Origin of the sequence: Amycolatopsis sp. 3B14 (genome assembly GCF_050958625.1) — a bacterium.
GTDB lineage: Bacteria > Actinomycetota > Actinomycetes > Mycobacteriales > Pseudonocardiaceae > Amycolatopsis_E > Amycolatopsis_E thermoflava.
Genome location: NZ_JBHZEN010000007.1, coordinates 64,541 through 80,437, shown reverse-complemented (window position 1 = coordinate 80,437; position 15,897 = coordinate 64,541). Strand labels below are relative to the sequence as shown.

Genomic DNA, 15,897 nt, shown 5'->3' with positions numbered 1-15,897 from the left:
GGCTGCCTGATCACCCCCGGCCTGGTCAACACCCACCACCACCTGTACCAGTGGGCCACCCGCGGGCTCGCGGCCGACGCCACGTTGTTCGAATGGCTGGTCCACCTGTACCCGGTCTGGAAGCGGCTGGACGCCGGTATCACCCACGCCGCCGCGACCGCCGGGATGGCACACCTGGCGATGACCGGCTGCACCACGGTCGCCGACCACCACTACGTCTTCCCACAGGACAGCGGCGACCAGATCGAGGCGCTCGTCGCGGCGACGAACCGGATCGGCGTGCGCGCGCACCTCGTGCGCGGGTCGATGGACCGCGGCGAGTCCGACGGCGGCCTGCCGCCGGACAACCTGGTGGAAACCACCGAAGCCGCGTTGCTGGGCACCGAAGCCGCGATCGACGCCCACCACGACCCGGCGCGCGACGCCCGCATCCGGATCGCCGCCGGGCCGTGCTCGCCGTTCTCGGTCAGCGAGGATCTGATGCGCCAGGCCGCGGACCTGGCGCGGCGCACGGGAGTCCGGCTGCACACCCACCTCGCCGAGACGCTGGACGAGGAAGAGCAGTGCGTCGCCGAGAACGGCTACACACCCGCCGAGTACGCCGACAAGCTGGGCTGGCTCGGCGACGACGTGTGGCTCGCGCACACCGTCCACCTCGACGGCCCGGCGATCCGCCGCGTGGGCGCCACCCGCACCGGTTCGGCGCACTGCCCGACGTCGAACGGCCGCCTCGGCACCGGGATCGCCCCGGTGCGGGACCTGCTCGACGCCGGCGCCCCGGTCGGCCTCGGGGTCGACGGCGCCGCGTCCAACGAGTCCGGCGGGCTCGGCGAGGAGCTGCACCAGGCGTTGCTGCAGGCGCGGCAACGCGGCGGCCCGACCGCGCTGGCCGTCCGCGAGGCGCTGTGGATGGGCACCATGGGCGGCGCACGCTGCCTCGGCCGGGACGGCGAACTCGGCTCCATCGAGCCCGGCAAGCTCGCCGACCTCGCCGTGTGGAACCTGAACGGCCTGCGCTACGCGGGGATCGACGACCCGCTGGCCGCGCTCGTGCTCGGTGCGACCCCGCCGCTGAAGCTGCTGCTCGTCGGCGGCCGGACGGTGGTCGCCGACGGCGAGCTGCGCACGGACGACGAGACCGCGATCGCGGGCGAGCTGGCGGCCGCGAGCAGGAGGTTGCGATGACCACGTCAGTCGAGCGCACCGGCACAGCCGGCGGGATTGGCGCCAGCCCGCGCCGCCCGGACGGGATCGTGAAGGTGCGCGGCGAGTTCGCGTACTCCTCGGACCTGTGGCACGAGGACATGGTGTGGGGCGTGACCCTGCGCAGCCCGCACCCCTCCGCCCGCATCACCGGCATCGACATCACCGAGGCGCTGAAGGTGCCGGGCGTGGAGGCCGTGCTCACCCACGAGGACGTGCCGGGCGTGAACCGGTACGGCCTGGAGCACCCGGACCAGCCGGTGCTGGCTGTCGACGTGGTGCGCTACCAGGGCGAACCGGTCGCGCTCGTGGCGGCCGACCACCCGGAGACCGCACGCCGGGCGATGAAACGAATCCGGGTGGACTACGAGGTGCTGGAACCGGTCACCGACGCCGAGCGAGCGGTGCGGGGCGACGCGCCGAAGGTCCACCCGAACGGCAACGTCGTGCGGCACGTGCCGATCCGCCGCGGCGACCCGGCCGCGACCGCCGACGTGGTGGTGTCGGGCGTGTACGAGGTGGGCATGCAGGACCAGGCGTTCCTCGGCCCGGAGTCCGGGCTCGCGGTCCCGGCCGAGGACGGCGGCGTCGACCTGTACGTCGCGACGCAGTGGCTGCACGTCGACCAGCGGCAGATCGTCGCCGCACTCGGGTTGCCCGAGGACAAGGTGCGGCTGACGCTCGGCGGGGTCGGCGGCGCGTTCGGCGGGCGCGAGGACCTGTCCATCCAGATCCACGCGTGCCTGCTCGCGCTGCGCACCGGCAAGCCGGTGAAGATGGTCTACAACCGCGAGGAATCGTTCTACGGTCACGTGCACCGGCACCCCGCGAAGATGTACTACGAGCACGGCGCCGACCGGGACGGGAAGCTGGTCTACGTCAAGGCGCGGCTGTTCCTCGACGGCGGCGCGTACGCCTCGTCCACCGGCGCGGTCGTCGCCAACGCCGCGACCCTCGGCGTGGGGCCGTACGACGTGGACAACGTCGCGGTCGACTGCTGGGGCGCGTACACGAACAACCCGCCCTGCGGGGCGATGCGCGGCTTCGGTGCGGTGCAGGCAGCATTCGCGTACGAGTCCCAAATGGACAAGCTCGCGCAGGCGTGCGGGCTCGACCCGGTCGAGGTGCGGGTCCGCAACGCGATGAGCGAGGGCTCCCGCATGCCGACCGGGCAGGTCGTGGACTCGGCCGCGCCGGTCGCCGAGCTGCTGCGACGGGTGGCCGCGAAACCGCTGCCGCCCGCGCCATCCGGCGAGCGGGACCTGCGGACGTTGCCCGGTGGCGTCTCGAACACCACCCACGGCGAGGGGGTCGTGCGTGGCGTCGGGTACGCCGTCGGGATCAAGAACATCTGCTTCTCCGAGGGCTTCGACGACTACTCGACCGCGCGCGTGCAACTGCGGGTCGTGGGCGGCGAGGCGGCTGCGACGGTACAGACGGCAGCGTGCGAGGTCGGGCAGGGCCTGGTCACGGTGCTGCAGCAGATCGTGCGGACCGAGCTGGGCGTGGAGCAGGTGACGATCCTGCCGATGGACACCTCGATCGGCAACGCCGGTTCGACCTCGGCGTCCCGGCAGACGTACGTGACCGGGGGAGCGGTGCGGGCCGCGTGCGTGGCGGTGCGGACGGCGCTGGCCAAGCGGATCGGATCGCCCGACCTGGAACTGGTGGGCGGCAAGCTGGTGTCCACCCGGGACGGTGTGGTCGCGGACCTGGCCGACGTGCTCGGCGACGACGTCTACGACGAGACCGTGGAGTGGCGGCACCGGCCGACCGAGGTGCTCGACCCGGAGACCGGCGCGGGGAACGCGCACGTGCAGTACGGGTTCGCCGCGCACCGGGCGGTGGTGGACGTGGACACCGAGCTGGGGCTGGTGAAGGTGGTCGCGCTGGACTGCGCGCAGGACGTCGGGCGGGCGCTGAACCCGCAGGCCGTGCTGGGCCAGATCCAGGGCGGTTCGGCGCAGGGGCTCGGGCTGGCGGTGATGGAGGAGATCCAGACGCGGGACGGGAAGATCCGCAACCCGTCGTTCACGGACTACCTGATCCCGACGGTGCTCGACATGCCGCCGATGGACATCGACGTGCTGGAACGGGCCGACCCGAACGCCCCCTACGGCCTGCGCGGAGTAGGCGAGCCCCCGACGATCTCCTCCACCCCGGCGATCGTGGCAGCCATCCGCGCCGCGACGGGCAAGGAGCTGCCACGGGTCCCGGTGCGCCCGGAGCACATCGTCGGCTGAGGCGTTCGTGGGGCGCCGGGCTCGGCGGGTTCCCGGCGCACACCACCGGCCGCGCCGGGAACCCGCGGCGGTGGATCAGGCGCGTTCCAGCACCACGACGGGGATCTCCCGTGAGGTCTTCTTCTGGTACTCGTCGTAGTCCGGCCACACCTCGGCCATCTTCGCCCACATCGCGGGCTTCTCGTCGGGCGTGGCGACCCTCGCGACCGCCTTGAAGCGCTCGCCCTTGATCTGGACCTCGACGTTCGGGTCGGCCTGCAGGTTGACGAACCACGCCGGCGGCGCGTCGGTGCCGCCCTTGGACGCCACCACCAGGTAGGCGCCTTCGTGCTCGCGGAAGATCAGGGCGTGCCTGCGTTCCTGCCCGGACTTGCGGCCCTTCGTGAACAGGATCAGGATCGTCGTCCCGTTGCGCCAGTGGTAGCCGTCCTCGCCGTCGGTCTCCAGATAGCGGTCGACGTGCGGCTGGCCGTGCAGATCGATGGCAGAACTCATGAACCCGACACTACCCGCGGCCCCTCCCGGTGAGCATTTCACGAGCGGTCGCCACGGCGGCCTCCCCGGCGACGGCCAGCGGCTCCACGTCCCGCAGCGAACGGCTGAGCACGAAGGCCCCTTCCAGCGCGCTGATCACCGCGATCGTCAGCCGCCGGGCGTCGTCTTCGCTCAGGCCGAAGCGCGTGAAAACACCCGTCCCGGTGAGGATCCACGCCTGGAACACCTCCGCGGTCGCCCGGCGCAGCGTCTCGTTCGTGCTCGCCACCTCCAGCGCCACGGTGGCGATCGGGCAGGCGTCGGCGTAGTCGGTCTCCCGCAGCGTCACCGCGGCGGCGGCGAAGGCCTGCTCCAGCCCGGTGACCAGGTCCGGCGCCGGCGCGATCAGCAGGTCGAACAGCTTCCCGTACTCCATGCCGGAGCTGCGGATCACCTCCTCGGCCAGCTGTTCCTTGCCGCCGGGGAAGAAGTGGTAGATCGAGCCGAACGGCGCGCTCGCCGCGGTGACGATCTGTTTCAGGCCCGTCCCGGTGTAACCGTTGCGCCGGAACAGCTCCGCGCTCGCGGCCAGGATCCGTTCTTTGGTGTTGCCCACGTCACTGATCCTAGCTACTCTCTCACTAGAGCGATCTATCAAATCCGAGGGGGCGGAGATGCCCGAGGTGGAGCTGTCCGCGGGGACGATCGAGTACGACGACACCGGCGGTGGGGGGCCGGTGATCGTCTTCCTGCACGGCCTGACCATCGACAACACCGTGTGGCGCAAGGTCCTGCCGGGCCTCGGTGAGTACCGGTGCGTGCTGCCGAACTGGCCGCTGGGCTCGCACCGGAAGCCGATGAAACCGGACGCCGACCTGTCGCTGCGCGGTCACGTCCGGCTGCTGGCCGAATTCCTGGAGGCGCTCGACCTGAGGGACGTGACGCTGGTCCTCAACGACTGGGGCGGCGGCCAGTTCCTGATCTCCGAAGGGCTGGCCGGCCGCGTCGGCAGGCTGGCGCTCGTGGCGTGCGAGGCGTTCGACAACTTCCCGCCCGGCCTGTCCGGGCGCATGCTCGTCCGCGTCGCGCGGATCCCCGGCGGCCTGAAGGCGATGCTGCACCTGCTGAAGTTCCGGTTCGTCCAGCGCGCGCCGGGGTCGTGGGGGTGGATGAGCAAGACGCCGGTGCCCGCGGAGGTCATGGACAGCTGGTTCCGCCCGGCCCGCGAGAACCCGGCGATCATGCGGGACCTGCTGAAGTACGGCCTGCACACGCCGCCGAAGGAGACGCTGCTGGAGTGGTCCGGCAGGCTGGGGGAGTTCACCGGGCCCGTGCTCGTGGTGTGGGCGAAGGAGGACAAGCTCATGCCCCGCGAGCACGGGCCGCGGCTGGCGGCGCTGTTCCCGCACGCGCGGCTGGCCGAGGTGCCGGACAGCTACACGCTCGTGCCGGAGGACCAGCCGGAACTGCTCACGAACCTGTTGCGGGAGTTCGTTCCCGTCGCGTCCCGAAAACGAGGTTGAGCACCACGGCGACCACGCAGCCGGCGCTGATCCCGGAGTCCAGCACGGTCCGCACGGCCGACGGGAAGTGTGCGTAGAACTCGGGCGCGGCGATCGGGATGATCCCGACGCCCAGCGCGGCCGCCACGATCGTCACGTTCGCCGGGCGGTCGAACGCCGCCGTGGCCAGGGTGCGGATGCCGGAGACCGCGACGCTGCCGAACAGCACCAGCCCGGCGCCGCCGAGCACCGGTTGCGGCACCAGCGCGACCACGCCGCCGGCGACCGGGAACAGGCCCAGCAGCACCAGGATCGCGCCGCAGGCGGCCACCACGTACCGGCTGAACACGCGCGTCAACGCGACCAGTCCGACGTTCTGCGCGAAGGCGGTGCAGGCGAACCCGCCGAACACTGTCGACACCGCGGTCGCCACGCCGTCCGCGCGCAGGCCGTCGGCGAGCGTCCGCTGTCCGGTCGGGCGGCCGACCACCTCGCCGAGTGCGAGCATGTCCGCGGTGCTCTCCGCCATGATCACGATCATCACGATCGCCATGGAGACGATGGCCGCGATGTCGAACGCGGGGCTGCCGAAGTGGAACGGGCTCGCGACACCGAACGCAGGCGCCTCGCGGAACGTCGACGTGTCGACCTCGCCGAGCGGCCACGCGATCAGCGTGCCCACCACCAAACCCAGCAGCAACGCGATCCGGCTCCAGAAGCCGGGCAGGAACCGGTTGAACGCCAGCACCGCGAGCAGCGTGATCGCGGCGAGCAGGATGCCGTGCGGTTCGGCGGAGTCCTGCTGGCCGGAGATCCAGTTGACCGCCACCGGCAGCAGCGAAACCCCGATGAGCGTGATGACCGTGCCGGTCACCAGCGGCGGGAAGAACCGCGTCAGCCGGGAGAAGAACGGCGCGGCGAGCACCATCAGCGCGGCGCCGACGAGCGTGGCGCCGTAGACGACGCCGAGCGCGTTCTGTGGCCCGTGCTGCTGCACGATCGCCATCACCGGGGCCACGTTCGCGAACGTGACGCCGTTGACCAGCGGCAGCCGGGCGCCGAACCGCCACACGCCGAGGGTCTGCAGCAGGGTCGCCAGCCCCGCGGTGAACAGGCTCGCACTGATCAGCAGGCTCAGCTGCCCGCCGGACAGGCCGACGGCGCTGCCGATGATCAGCGGCGGGGCGACCACCCCGGCGTACATCGCGGCGACGTGCTGGACGCCGCCGACGACGAGTTGCAGCGCCGGTGGTTTGCGGTCGACGGGATGAATGGCCGCTGCGGGCGCGGCGGTCGTGGTCACGCGGGTTCTCCCAACTCGCCCGGCGCTACTGCCAGGCGGGGCCCGGGTCCTCCGCGTCGTCGCGCAGGACGGTTCCTTCGATCAGGCCGTACGGACGGTCCGCGGCGTGGAAGACCTCGTTGTCGTTGGTGAGCCCGAACGGGCTGAGGTCCACCACGAAGTGGTGCTTGTTCGGCATCGACAGCCGGATCTCGGCCACCTCGCCGCGTGCTTCGAGAACCGCCTCGCCCATCGCGTACAGGGTCTGCTGCAGCGAAAGGCTGTGTTTCGTCGCGAACGTCTCCAGCAGGATCCGCCGGATCTCCGCGAAGCTCTTGCGCCAGTCGATATCGCTGCCCTGGTACCGCCACTGCGCGGTGACGGCGGTGGCCAGGATGCGGTCGTCGGTCTCGGCCAGCGTCGTGTACTCGTCGCGCGGGAAGCCGTGGAACTCCGAGCCGGTGGACTTCAGCACGACCAGGTCGCGCAGGCCGGACACCACCCAGGCGCGGTCGTCCTCGACCGTCACCATGGTGGTCCGCTTCTCGTCGCTCGACCGGGAGAAGGCGTGGTCGTGCGGGCGGCCGCCGACGGTGATGCGGTCCCAGGCGTGCTCGTCGATCGTGATCCGCGCGCCGGTGATCTGGCCGAACCGGCCGACGAAGTGCCTGGCCAGCCGCAGCCCGAAGTCCTCGATCTCGCCGACCGGGCTCTCCTTGGCGAACGCGTAGACGGTGTTCTTCTGCGTGTCGGTGGCGACCACGTCGGAGTTGTCGCCGGTGAGGTGGGTCTTCGCGAGGTCGCCGCGCAGCGCGGTGGAGACCGTGAGGTCCTTGAGGTGGTGCACGTCCCCGGCCCGGGTCACCGTGACGAGGCGGACCTCGGCCTTGCCGTACTGGTTCGGCCCCAGCTTGATCGCCATCGTCAGCTCCCTCGGTAGGTGGAGTAGGAGAACGGGCTCAGCAGCACGGGCACGTGGTGGTGCTGCGTGCCATCGGTGATCCGGAAGGCCACGGTGACCTCGGGGAAGAACGCGTCCGGGCCGAGGTAGGCGCCGGTGTCGAACACCAGCCGGTAGACGCCGGGGTCCAGTTCTGCGGGGCCGAGGTCGCGGACTCGGCCGTCGTCGTCGGTGCGGCCCTGTGCGATCACCGTGCCGTCGCTCGCTTCCAGCCGCACGGCGACGTCCGCCGCCGGGCGTCCGGCGGCGGTGTCCAGCACGTGGGTGGTCACCAGGCTCATGCCGTCACCGCCTTTCCCAGTCGCAGCACCGCGATGTCGACCAGCTCCCGTCCGGCGACGGCCAGTTCGGTGTCCGGGTCGTTGTGCATGCGCTCCCGCAGGTTCGCCAGCAGTTCGTCGCCGCTGCGGCCGGCCGCGCAGACCAGGAACACGTGCCCGAACCGTTCTTCGTACTCGGCGTTGGCGGCGCGGAACTCCGCGGCCGCGGCATCGTCCACACCGGACTGCTCGTCCCGGGACCAGCCGCCGGACGGTTTCTCGCCGATCCGCGGGTGCGCCGCGATGGCCCGCCGGGTCTCGTCCCCGGTCAGGGTGAGGCGGGCGGCGCCGGTCAGCGCGGCGAGGTCGGGGTAGGGCCGTCCGGCCAGCACCGCGTCCACCCAGCGCGGCACGTCCAGGCACGCGGTGAGCAGTTCCCCGGCCTTCTCGGGGGGCGCGGTGTTGAACTCGGCGAGCGTGACAGTCAAGTGTTCCTCCGGATCACGGTGCTGCCGATTCTGGGAAATGGACGTTACGGTCGTGTTCGACGAGCGTCAACAATTTGTTGAAATCATGGCTCGCGGTTGAGATAGTTGTAGACCGTGAACCGGGTGACGCCGAGTGCTTCGGCGACGGTGGGTGCGGCCCTGCGCATGGCGAACGCGCCGCGCTCCTCCAGCAGGCGCACGGCGCGTTGCTTGCCGGGCCGGTCCAGGTCGGCCAGCCTGCAGCCGAGCTCCCGCTCGACGGCGGCGATCAGCCGCTCCAGCGTGGTGGGCGGCGCACCGGCCGGTTCGCTCGCGGCGGTCGGCGTGGACAGCTGCAGGGTCAGGCGGTTCGCGCCGCCGTCCAGCGCGGCCCGCGCGATGGCCGGGAGCGCGCCGAGCAGGGCGTCCGCGTCGCCGCGGGCGGTGGTGCCAAGCGGGCCGAAGTCCACGGACAGGCCGGCCTCCTCGGCGGCGGTGCGCGCCCGGACCGCGTGCTCGGGCGGCTCGCCCTCGCCGCGGAACGGTTCGGTGGTGAACTCGGCTTGCAGTTCCACGCCCGCACGGTAACCGTACGGGCGGGGGAACTGGAAGCGGACGAAAGGAGTGCCGGGTGGAACTGGTCTTCCGGGCGCGGCGCGCGATCACGGCCGCGGGCGACGGGCCGTGCTCGGTCGGTGTCGACAGAGGACGGATCACGGCCGTCGAACCTGGCCGCGCGTTGTCCGGTGACCGGGTCGTCGAGCTGGGGGAGGACGTCGTCCTGATGCCCGGGCTCGTCGACACGCACGTGCACGTCAACGACCCCGGCCGCGCCGAGTGGGAGGGCTTCGAGACGGCCACCCGCGCGGCCGCGGCGGGCGGGGTCACCACGATCGTGGACATGCCGCTGAACAGCCTGCCACCGACCGTCGACCCGGACGCGCTGGACGTGAAGCGGAAGACCGGGGCCGGGCGGGTGCACGTCGACGTCGGGTTCTGGGGCGGCGCGATCCCCGGCAACGGCGGGCAATTGACGGCCCTGCACGAGGCCGGGGTGTTCGGGTTCAAGTGCTTCCTGCTGCACTCGGGCGTCGACGAGTTCCCGCCGCTCGACGACGCCGAACTGGAGGCCGACCTGCGGATCCTCGCCGCGCTCGGCGCGCTGATGATCGTGCACGCCGAGGACGCGCCGACGATCGACGCGGCGCCGCGACCGCACGGCCCGCGGTATGCGGGGTTCCTGGCGTCGCGGCCGCCCGAGGCGGAGAACCGGGCGATCGCGCGGGTCATCGAGCTGGCGCGGCGCACCGGGGCGCGGGCGCACATCCTGCACCTGTCCTCTTCGGACGCCCTGCCGATGATCGCGACGGCCCGCGCCGAAGGGGTCGCGCTGACGGTCGAGACGTGCCCGCACTACCTCAGCTTCACCGCGGAGGAGATCCGCGACGGCGCGACGCAGTTCAAGTGCTGCCCGCCGATCCGCGAGGCAGGTAACCGCGATCGGCTGTGGCAGGGGCTGGCCGACGGCGTGATCGACTGCGTGGTGAGCGACCACTCGCCGTGCACGCCGGAGCTGAAGCGGTTCGACAGCGGCGACTTCGGCGAGGCGTGGGGCGGGATCGCCGGGCTGCAGGTCGGGCTGCCCGCGGTGTGGAGCGGGGCGGCGCGGCGCGGGCACACGCTGGCGGACGTGGTGCGCTGGATGGCGACGCGACCGGCGGAACTGGCGGGGATGACGCGCAAGGGTCGCATCGCGGTCGGGTACGACGCCGATTTCTGCGTGTTCGCGCCGGACGAGGAGTTCGTCGTGGACGTCGCGAAGCTGCGCCACCGGAACCCGGTGAGCGCCTACGACGGCAGCCCGCTGCGCGGTGTGGTGCGGCAGACGTGGTTGCGGGGCCAGGAAGTCACCGGGGATAGTCCGCGGGGCGAGTTGCTGAATCGAGGGCAGTGTTGACCGAACGTCCGGAGTGGACTCATGAGCCGGATCTGGCGTCGCGCCGGGTCGGCGGCAGCGTGGTGTGGGCCAACGACGAGGCCTTCGCCGAGCGGGAGAACCTGATCAAGCCGGGGCCCGCGGAGTTCCGCCCGTGGAACTTCGGGCACAAGGGGCAGATCTACGACGGCTGGGAGACGCGGCGGCGCCGGGAGCCGGGCGTGGACCAGGCGGTCGTGCGGCTCGGGTTGCCCGGCGTGGTGACCGGGGTGGTCGTGGACACCGCGTTCTTCACCGGCAACTACCCGCCGTTCGCGTCGGTGGAGGCGGTCGCCGTCGACGGCTACCCGAGCCCGGCGGAGCTGGCCGAACTGGAGTGGACGCCGCTGGTGCCGAAGTCGCCGCTGGCGGGGGACTCGGAGAACTTCTTCGCCGTGTCGTCGCCGCGGCGCTGGACGCACGTGCGGCTGTCCATCCACCCGGACGGCGGAGTCGCGCGGTTCCGGGTGCACGGCGCGCCGGTGGCGGACCCGCGGCTGGTCGACCCGGCGGCCCTGGACCTGGCGGCGCTGGAGAACGGCGCGCGCGTGGTGGGCTGCTCGAACATGTTCTACTCGTCGCCGTCGAACCTGATCTCGCCCGGGTTCGCCGCGGTGATGGGGGAGGGCTGGGAGACGGCCCGCCGCCGCGACGACGGCAACGACTGGGTGTCGGTCGCACTGGCCGGCGCGGGCGTGCCGCGGCTGGCCGAGCTGGACACGACGCACTTCAAGGGCAACGCGCCGGGCTGGGCGTCGTTGAGCGGACGGTTGGACGGTTCGTGGTTCGAGGTGCTGCCGAGGACCCGCCTCCAGCCGGACACGCGGCACCGGTTCCTGGTGCCGGAGCCACGCGAGCTGAGCGAGGTGCGCCTGGACATCTACCCGGACGGCGGCATGGCGCGGCTGCGCCTGTGGGGCGCGCTGACCGAGCGGGGCCGGGCGGACTTCGAACGGCGGTTCACCGACAGCGCGGGCTGAGCGCGCCTGGCGCGCGGTCATCCGGGCGGCGGGACGCGTCCGCCTGCTCAGCGATCGGGCGGCATCGCCGCCCGTGCGGTCGGAGCACGACGCGAGGGGGCGCCTGGTCCGGACGGCCGTCGTCGGGGCATGTCCGCGGGTTGGCTGTCGCCTGCGGGCACGTGCCCGCGCGGTGTGGCGGGCCGGCAGTACCGATGACCGAGAAACCCAAGTGGTGCTGAGCGGCCCGCACTCTGTCGCCCAGCACCAGCGAACCGCCGCTTCCACCGAGGCGTGTTGCGCGCTCGGTCGCCGGCGTCCGGCAGTGTCGCGACCTCCGCGAGGTCCGGCGCCGGCGAGACCACGGCTTCCGCCGAGGGCTTTCCGTGCGCCCGCTCGGCGCCGTCCGGCGGTGCCGCGACCCGCCCAGGTTCCGCACCAGCGGAACCGCCACGGACCGCGTGCGCTCACCCGCCGCCCTCCACAAGTGCCGCCGCCGTGGGCGGTGATGCGGCTGATCACCGCACTGTGCCGCCCGCGTTGCCGGTCAGCAGAACAGCCAAGCCGGTGGTACCGCACGCATCAGCTGATGTGCGTGCTTTCGCCCGGTTCCAGTACGTGCAGCCGGTCGCTCAGCCCCGCCCCGGCGAACGCCTTCCGCACCTCGTCGGGGCCCTCGCTGAAGTGGGCCCACCCGCGGGTGTGCACGGGCACGATGTTGCGCGCCCGCAGCGCGTGGGCGGCCTCGGCGGCGTCCTCGCTGGTCAGGGTCAGCGGGGCGCCGTCGAACAGGGACGTGCGCGCGGCGCCGGCGAACAACACCGCGAGGTCCAGGCGCCGCAGGCGGCGGGAGATGTCCCGCACCACGTCGAGCGACGCGTTGTCCCCGCTGACGTACACCGTCGGCAGGTCCTGGCCGGTCAGCACGAAACCGATGACCTCACCGGTCAGCTCCTCGCTGCCCTTCGGCCCGTGCTGGGCAGGCACGGCGGTCACCGCGACCGGCCCGATGTGCAGCTGGTGCCACGGCGCGAGCCCCTGCGCGGTGCCGCCCAGCCGGCGCGCGCCGCTCGGCGTGGTCAGCGTCAGCAGGGCTTCCTCGACGTACCGGCGGCCGTCCGGGTCGAGGTTGTCCGCGTGCTGGTCGTGCGAGAGCAGCACCGCGTCGACCGGGCCGATCTCCGCCGCGGACAGGCCGGGGCCCTCCGTCTTCGTCAGCGGCCGCCCCGGCGTCGTCTCGTGCACGCCGGCCGGGCTGAACGTCGGGTCGGTCAGGAACCGCTTGCCACCCACCTCCAGCAGCAGCGTCGGGCCGCCGACGTAGGTCACCTGCACACCGTTCGCCATCACCAGCACCCACCTCCACACGGGGAACTTCCCGCCACACCACCGAGTCTGACACGAACGGCCGTTCCCGGAGGAGCCGCAGTGGAGGGTGAGTTGCGCCGGATCGCTTCCGTGGGCAAGGGATCAGGCCTTCAACCGCCGCCGCGACGAGATCACCCCGGTGTTGAAACCGGCCAGGTGCAACCCGCCCGCGAAGCGCGCGTGCTCGATCTTCACGCACCGGTTCATCACCACGTCCAGGCCGGCCTCGCTCGCCCGCTGCGCCACCGGCTCGTGCCACAGGCCCAGCTGCAGCCACAGCGTCCGAGCGCCCGCCTTGATCACTTCCTCGGCCACTTCGGGCAGGTCGGAGTGCTTGCGGAACACGCTGACCAGGTCCGGCTCGCCTGGCACGTCGGCCAGCGACGGGTACACCGGACGGCCCAGCAGCGACGACAGCCGGGGGTTGACGAAGTGCACCTCGTACTCGCTGGAGGACAGCAGGTAGGTCGCGACGAAGTAGCTCGGCCGCGCCGGATTGTCCGACGCGCCCACGATAGTCACCGATTTTGTCCGCGACAGCAGCGCGAGCCGCTCCCGCGCGGTCGGCGGGGACCAGGACAGGGGCGATTCCGACCGGACGGCTCCGGCGGGCACGGTCGTCTCCAGGCTCATGCGGCCTTCACCGCCGCGGTGAGGGCCTGGTCGATGTCCCACAGGATGTCCTCGGCGTCCTCCAGCCCGACCGACAGCCGGATCAGGTCCGGGCCGACGCCGCCCGCCTTCAGCTGCTCGTCGGAGAGCTGCTGGTGCGTCGTGGACGCGGGGTGGATGACCAGCGTGCGGGCGTCGCCGACGTTCGCCAGGTGCGACAGCAGCTCGACGGACTCGACGAACTTCTCCCCGGCCGCGCGCCCGCCCTTGACACCGAACGAGAACACCGCGCCCGGCCCGAGCGGCAGGTACTTCTTCGCCAGCTCGTGGTGCTTGTGCCCGGGCAGCCCGGCGTAGCTCACCCACGCCACGCGGTCGTCGGCGTCCAGGAACTCCGCGACCGCCTTGGCGTTGGCCAGGTGCGCGTCCATCCGCTGCGGCAGCGTCTCGACGCCCTGGAGCAGCAGGAACGCCGAATGCGGCGACAGCACCGCGCCGATGTCGCGCAGCTGCTCGGCGCGCAGCCGGGTGCAGAACGCGTACTCGCCGAAGTTTTCCCAGTACTTGAGGCCGCCGTAGCTGGGCACGACCTCGGTCATGCGCGGGAACTTCCCGTTGCCCCAGTCGAAGGTGCCCGATTCGACGACGATCCCGCCGAGCGTGGTGCCGTGCCCGCCGAGGAACTTCGTCGCCGAGTGCAGCACGATGTCCGCGCCGTGCTCGATCGGGCGGCACAGGTACGGCGTCGCCAGCGTCGCGTCGACCACCAGCGGGATGTCGTGACTGTGCGCGAGGTCGGCGAGCCCGGCGAGGTCCGCGATGCCGCCACTCGGGTTGCCGATGACCTCGGTGAAGATCAGCCGGGTGCGGTCGGTGATCGCGGCCGCGTAGTCGTCGAGGCTGTCGCCGGCCACGAAGGTCGTGTCCACGCCGAAGCGGCGCAGCGTCCCGTCCAGCTGCGTGACGGTGCCGCCGTAGAGCCCGCTCGCCGACACGACGTGGTCGCCCGCCTCGGTCAGCGCCGCGAACGTGAGGAACTCCGCGGCCTGCCCGCTGCTGGTCGCGACGCCGCCGATGCCGCCCTCCAGGCTGGCGAGGCGTTCTTCGAAGGCCGCCACGGTCGGGTTGCCGATCCGGCTGTAGATGTTGCCGTACTTCTGCAACGCGAACAGGTTCGCCGCGTCGGCCGCGTCCTCGAAGACGAAACTCGTGGTCTGGTAGATCGGCACCGCCCGCGCCCCGGTCACCGGATCGGGAGACCCGCCGGCGTGCAGGGCGCGGGTGCGGAAGCCCCAGCTGCGCTCACTCACCCGGCCGACGCTACCTCCCGGTGCGCCGGTGGGGCGACCGTTCCCGTGCGGTGGACGGCGCGAGCTCCGCGTACGGTGAGTTCATGATCAACGAGGATCGGGAGGTCCCGACCGCTCTCGGCACGCTCCGAGTCGCCGTGCGCGGCTCCGGCGAGCCGGTCCTGATGTGGCCCAGCCTCCTGATGGACCACACGCTCTGGCAGGCGCAGGCCGACCACCTGGCACCCCGCTACACGACCGTCGCGCTCGACCCACCGGGGCACGGGGCGAGCAGCCCGCTCACCCGAACCTTCACCCTCGACGAGTGCGCCACCGCGGTCCTCGTGATCCTCGACGCGCTCGGGTTCGAGCGGACGCACTTCCTCGGCAACTCGTGGGGCGCGATGGTGGGGGCCACCTTCGCCGCGCGCCACCCGGACCGGGTGCTCACCAGCACTCTGATGAACGGCACCGCCTCCGCGGCCCCGGCCCGTCAGAAGGCCGAGTACGCGGTGCTCGTGGCGGCGGTGCGGCTCCTGCGCGGCATCCGCCCGCCGCTCACCCGGTCCGTGGTCAAGGCGTTCCTCGGGCCGACCTCGCTGCGCACCCGGCCGGAGGTGGTGGCCCGCGTCCTGGACCTGGCCCGCCGCAACGACCCGCGGTCCGTGAGGCACGCGGTGACGAGCATCGTGTCCCGGCGGCCGGACCAGCGTGGGCTGCTCGCGTCGATCAGCACGCCCGTGCTGGTCATCGGCGGCCGGGAGGACGCGACCTTCCCGCCCGGTGAGGTGGAGGAGATGGCCGCCGCCATCCCGGGCGCCGAACTGGTCGTCATCGAGGACGCGGCCCACCTCGTCGCCGCCGAGGTGCCGGACACCGTCAACAAGCTGCTGGACGAGTTCCTCAGCCGAACGTGAGCCGCCACCGCTGCGGCGGCTGCCGCGGCCGGCGACTCAGCCCTTCTTCCCGAAGAGCCGTGCGAATTGCTCCGCGTAGTGGTCCGCCACCGCGGACCCCTCGCGCCCGAACGGAGCCGGGGCGAGCTGCGGGTACACCGCCAGCGCGTTCGCCGCCGGTACAGCCCTTCCTTGCTGTTGTAGTAGTAGGCGATGAGCTGCTGGTTCACCCCGGCCCGCCGGCGATCGCCGAGACTCGCGGGCCGGCGAAACCGTGCGCGGAGAACTCGGCCACGGCGGCGTCGAGGATCCGGGTCTTCGTGCGTTCGGTGTCCCGTTGCCGATGGCGACCACCTACACGCCGGCGTTCGCGGTCACGTTCCCGATCGGCGGCCCGCTCTGATTC

General features: G+C 72.2%; 17 protein-coding genes. 7 read left to right on the top strand and 10 right to left on the bottom strand.

Annotated elements, in window-relative coordinates:
• The coding region (locus ACCP09_RS04995; protein WP_433743438.1) for an 8-oxoguanine deaminase at positions 1–1,185 on the top strand (1,185 nt) is incomplete at its 5' end.
• Positions 1,182–3,446, top strand: coding sequence for a xanthine dehydrogenase subunit D (gene pucD, locus ACCP09_RS04990; RefSeq protein WP_433743436.1), 2,265 nt, complete (start codon positions 1,182–1,184; stop codon positions 3,444–3,446). The genes ACCP09_RS04995 and pucD, both read left to right, overlap by 4 nt.
• 75 nt (positions 3,447–3,521) lie before the next feature.
• Here the strand turns inward: pucD and ACCP09_RS04985 are convergent, their stop codons facing one another.
• Together ACCP09_RS04985 and ACCP09_RS04980 are read right to left on the bottom strand one after the other, a co-directional pair.
• Positions 3,522–3,941, bottom strand: a complete 420-nt coding sequence (locus tag ACCP09_RS04985; protein WP_027931826.1) for a nitroreductase family deazaflavin-dependent oxidoreductase — start codon at positions 3,939–3,941, stop codon at positions 3,522–3,524.
• A 10-nt stretch (positions 3,942–3,951) separates the two neighbouring features.
• On the bottom strand, positions 3,952–4,536 hold the full coding sequence (locus tag ACCP09_RS04980; protein WP_378335815.1) for a TetR/AcrR family transcriptional regulator: 585 nt from the start codon (positions 4,534–4,536) through the stop codon (positions 3,952–3,954).
• Between the two features lie 58 nt (positions 4,537–4,594).
• Here ACCP09_RS04980 and ACCP09_RS04975 point away from each other — a divergent pair, with 58 nt between their 5' ends.
• A complete protein-coding gene (locus ACCP09_RS04975; protein WP_123683494.1) occupies positions 4,595–5,443 on the top strand; it encodes an alpha/beta fold hydrolase in 849 nt (282 codons plus the stop codon).
• Here the strand turns inward: ACCP09_RS04975 and ACCP09_RS04970 are convergent.
• The 5 genes from ACCP09_RS04970 to ACCP09_RS04950 all read right to left on the bottom strand — a co-directional run bounded on the left by ACCP09_RS04970 (position 5,391) and on the right by ACCP09_RS04950 (position 8,967).
• A complete protein-coding gene (locus ACCP09_RS04970) occupies positions 5,391–6,725 on the bottom strand; it encodes a nucleobase:cation symporter-2 family protein (protein ID WP_027931823.1) in 1,335 nt (444 codons plus the stop codon). The genes ACCP09_RS04975 and ACCP09_RS04970 overlap by 53 nt on opposite strands.
• Before the next feature lie 25 nt (positions 6,726–6,750).
• On the bottom strand, positions 6,751–7,626 hold the full coding sequence (pucL, locus tag ACCP09_RS04965; protein WP_378362994.1) for a factor-independent urate hydroxylase: 876 nt from the start codon (positions 7,624–7,626) through the stop codon (positions 6,751–6,753).
• Positions 7,627–7,628: 2 nt separating this feature from the next.
• Entirely contained in the window at positions 7,629–7,946 is a 318-nt protein-coding gene (gene uraH, locus ACCP09_RS04960; RefSeq protein WP_433743432.1) for a hydroxyisourate hydrolase, read from the bottom strand.
• The gene (gene uraD, locus ACCP09_RS04955; RefSeq protein ID WP_378335818.1) at positions 7,943–8,413 is read right to left on the bottom strand and encodes a 2-oxo-4-hydroxy-4-carboxy-5-ureidoimidazoline decarboxylase; all 471 of its coding nucleotides are present in this window, start codon (positions 8,411–8,413) and stop codon (positions 7,943–7,945) included. Before uraD ends, uraH begins: the two co-directional genes overlap by 4 nt.
• 83 nt (positions 8,414–8,496) lie before the next feature.
• The gene (locus tag ACCP09_RS04950; protein WP_378335819.1) at positions 8,497–8,967 is read right to left on the bottom strand and encodes a helix-turn-helix domain-containing protein; all 471 of its coding nucleotides are present in this window, start codon (positions 8,965–8,967) and stop codon (positions 8,497–8,499) included.
• A 56-nt stretch (positions 8,968–9,023) separates the two neighbouring features.
• Between ACCP09_RS04950 and allB the strand changes: the two genes are divergently transcribed.
• Together allB and alc are read left to right on the top strand one after the other, a co-directional pair.
• Positions 9,024–10,349, top strand: a complete 1,326-nt coding sequence (gene allB, locus ACCP09_RS04945; RefSeq protein ID WP_433743429.1) for an allantoinase AllB — start codon at positions 9,024–9,026, stop codon at positions 10,347–10,349.
• Positions 10,343–11,347: an allantoicase gene (alc, locus tag ACCP09_RS04940; RefSeq protein WP_378335821.1), complete on the top strand. Its 1,005-nt coding sequence runs from the start codon at positions 10,343–10,345 to the stop codon at positions 11,345–11,347. Before allB ends, alc begins: the two co-directional genes overlap by 7 nt.
• Before the next feature lie 561 nt (positions 11,348–11,908).
• Here alc and ACCP09_RS04935 read toward each other — a convergent pair.
• From ACCP09_RS04935 to ACCP09_RS04925, 3 genes are all read right to left on the bottom strand, one after another.
• Complete coding sequence (locus ACCP09_RS04935; RefSeq protein WP_208722525.1) at positions 11,909–12,682, bottom strand: MBL fold metallo-hydrolase; 774 nt, start codon at positions 12,680–12,682, stop codon at positions 11,909–11,911.
• A 114-nt stretch (positions 12,683–12,796) separates the two neighbouring features.
• The gene (locus ACCP09_RS04930) at positions 12,797–13,327 is read right to left on the bottom strand and encodes a CoA-binding protein (protein ID WP_037322617.1); all 531 of its coding nucleotides are present in this window, start codon (positions 13,325–13,327) and stop codon (positions 12,797–12,799) included.
• Positions 13,324–14,616, bottom strand: coding sequence for an O-acetylhomoserine aminocarboxypropyltransferase/cysteine synthase family protein (locus tag ACCP09_RS04925; protein WP_027931814.1), 1,293 nt, complete (start codon positions 14,614–14,616; stop codon positions 13,324–13,326). The genes ACCP09_RS04930 and ACCP09_RS04925 overlap by 4 nt, the downstream gene beginning before the upstream one ends.
• 83 nt (positions 14,617–14,699) lie before the next feature.
• Here ACCP09_RS04925 and ACCP09_RS04920 point away from each other — a divergent pair, with 83 nt between their 5' ends.
• Both ACCP09_RS04920 and ACCP09_RS04915 read left to right on the top strand, forming a co-directional pair.
• Positions 14,700–15,512, top strand: a complete 813-nt coding sequence (locus ACCP09_RS04920) for an alpha/beta fold hydrolase (RefSeq protein ID WP_433743426.1) — start codon at positions 14,700–14,702, stop codon at positions 15,510–15,512.
• Positions 15,513–15,765: 253 nt separating this feature from the next.
• A complete protein-coding gene (locus tag ACCP09_RS04915; RefSeq protein ID WP_433743424.1) occupies positions 15,766–15,894 on the top strand; it encodes a hypothetical protein in 129 nt (42 codons plus the stop codon).
• Positions 15,895–15,897: the final 3 nt, after the last annotated feature.

Excerpts from the sequence above, each read along its gene's own strand:
- pucL (WP_378362994.1), bottom strand. The coding sequence starts at position 7,626 with ATGGCGATCAAGCTGGGGCCGAACCAGTACGGCAAGGCCGAGGTCCGC.
- ACCP09_RS04975 (WP_123683494.1), top strand. The coding sequence starts at position 4,595 with ATGCCCGAGGTGGAGCTGTCCGCGGGGACGATCGAGTACGACGACACC.
- ACCP09_RS04920 (WP_433743426.1), top strand. The coding sequence starts at position 14,700 with ATGATCAACGAGGATCGGGAGGTCCCGACCGCTCTCGGCACGCTCCGA.
- ACCP09_RS04985 (WP_027931826.1), bottom strand. The coding sequence starts at position 3,941 with ATGAGTTCTGCCATCGATCTGCACGGCCAGCCGCACGTCGACCGCTAT.
- uraH (WP_433743432.1), bottom strand. The coding sequence starts at position 7,946 with ATGAGCCTGGTGACCACCCACGTGCTGGACACCGCCGCCGGACGCCCG.
- ACCP09_RS04930 (WP_037322617.1), bottom strand. The coding sequence starts at position 13,327 with ATGAGCCTGGAGACGACCGTGCCCGCCGGAGCCGTCCGGTCGGAATCG.
- pucD (WP_433743436.1), top strand. The coding sequence starts at position 1,182 with ATGACCACGTCAGTCGAGCGCACCGGCACAGCCGGCGGGATTGGCGCC.